This is a genomic window from Streptomyces beijiangensis (genome assembly GCF_017315755.1).
GTDB classification, from domain to species: domain Bacteria; phylum Actinomycetota; class Actinomycetes; order Streptomycetales; family Streptomycetaceae; genus Streptomyces; species Streptomyces beijiangensis.
The window spans coordinates 1-1580 of record NZ_JAFLRJ010000287.1 but is presented as its reverse complement, the minus strand read 5'-3'; the positions used below and the strand labels follow the sequence as shown (position 1 = coordinate 1580).

The 1580-nt window shown below is 68.2% G+C and carries 3 protein-coding genes; all 3 read left to right on the top strand.

The features are described from left to right. Positions 1–71: 71 nt before the first annotated feature. Positions 72–665 (top strand): hypothetical protein, encoded by a 594-nt coding sequence (locus J0695_RS27300; protein WP_206966311.1) that lies wholly within the window; start codon positions 72–74, stop codon positions 663–665. Positions 666–1061: 396 nt separating this feature from the next. Then, positions 1062–1241: a hypothetical protein gene (locus J0695_RS27295; protein WP_206966309.1), complete on the top strand. Its 180-nt coding sequence runs from the start codon at positions 1062–1064 to the stop codon at positions 1239–1241. Further along, the coding region (locus tag J0695_RS27290) for a hypothetical protein (RefSeq protein ID WP_206966307.1) at positions 1238–1580 on the top strand (343 nt) is incomplete at its 3' end. The genes J0695_RS27295 and J0695_RS27290, both read left to right, overlap by 4 nt.

The following is a 1580-nucleotide window of genomic DNA, read 5'->3' as shown; positions in this document are numbered from 1 at the left end:
ATCACCGGCGAAGAGTTCACCCTCGCCGCCTGACCCGCACACCACCCCGCCCGGCAACAAGGAGACCGCACGTGCCTGACTTGACTGGCCCCGCCCCCGCCCCGGTTGCGGCGCTTTACCCGCTCGTCGTCGGCCTGGACGTGGCGATCGGTACCACCGGCGTCGCCGGAGCGGACTGGACCGACCACATACGGGCCAAGGGCAAGACCTTGCACGAGCGGTTCGCGCAGCAACTCGACGGCGTCGCCTCGTTCGTGCGCAATGCGGACCTGGTGGTGATCGAGGGCGCGGCGTTCTCGAAGGCGAGGCTGCAGGGAATGGACCAGCTGTCGGCGATGCGCTGGATGGTCCGCCACATGCTGTGGAGACGGGGCATCCCTTACGCCGTCGTCCCGCCGAACAGTCGGATCATCTACGCGACGGGCAAGGCGCGGTGGGCAGGGGAGAAGGGGACCCAGCTCAAGGGCAGGGTGAGGGATGCCGTCGCGGAGCAGTACGGCATCGAATGCGAGGGAACGGCCCGGTACGACGAGGCCGACGCCTTCATCCTGGCGGCGATGGGCCTGGACTGGCTGGGCTATGCGCTGACATCGGTGCCGGCCACCCACGCGCGGGCGCTCGCAGGGGTCGAGTGGCCGAACCAGTCGGTACCTGCAGCCTGTTGACCTGCGGAAACGTGACGTCCAGGGGATGAGACTCCTTTCAGGGAGTCTTTTCTCCGCACCCAAAGTGCCTATAGAATAAAGACACAAGGCGAGGGAGAGCCCCTCACCAACACTTCGCTCGGAGACTCCCATGACCGACAACTTCGACTTCATCAACTACTCCCAGCTCGTCAATGGAACCCAGCTGGACCGCAACGAATCCACCGCGCTGCGCGAGGAGNNGCCGGGTCTCAGTCCCGGAGCGCACCGGCACCCAGGAGCCCGGCCTCGATGAGCTGGTGGAGCTCCTCGAAGTGCTCGGGGAGCTGGCCGCCGCCTGATCCCACAGCTGGGGTGCGCCGACCGGCGCACCCCAACACCGCTCCAGCCACCCACCGGACGACGAAGGACGCGCACATGTCCCGACGTAAACCCCGCAGCCCCGGCGTCAGCCTCCAAGGCCGCGCCGCAGGACTCCACCGCTACGACGACGAGATCAAATCCGACGGCGGCAAGAAGCACCTCCACAGCCGCATCAGGCAGAGCGCAAAGCGAGCTCTCCGACGCGAGCTCGCCTGTGGGCAGGACACGTTGTGACAGGGCAACAGCTCCAGTGGCTCGTCACCTACCGGGCAGACGCCCACGGAATCCGCATCCACGGAGTCCACCCATCCCCAGCCGACCCGTCCGAGCTGAGCCGCCTACTCCACCGGGCCCACCGCGCCGGGCAGGAGCACTACCAACTCCCGGCCGACAACGCCGAATGCGCCCGCGCCCACACACTCGGCGCCTGGGCCCGCCTGGAAATAGGGGACGGCACCCTCATCGCCCGCCTCCAAGCGCAGAGCCTCGCCCGAGGCCATGCCTGGGAACACCACCACCCGATCAACCAGGCGCGGGGGACCTCCTCCACCCCCGCCCCGGCCCCGGATTGCC

Coding starts and splice junctions, on each gene's coding strand:
- J0695_RS27295 (WP_206966309.1), top strand. CDS start 1,062: ATGTCCCGACGTAAACCCCGCAGCCCCGGCGTCAGCCTCCAAGGCCGC.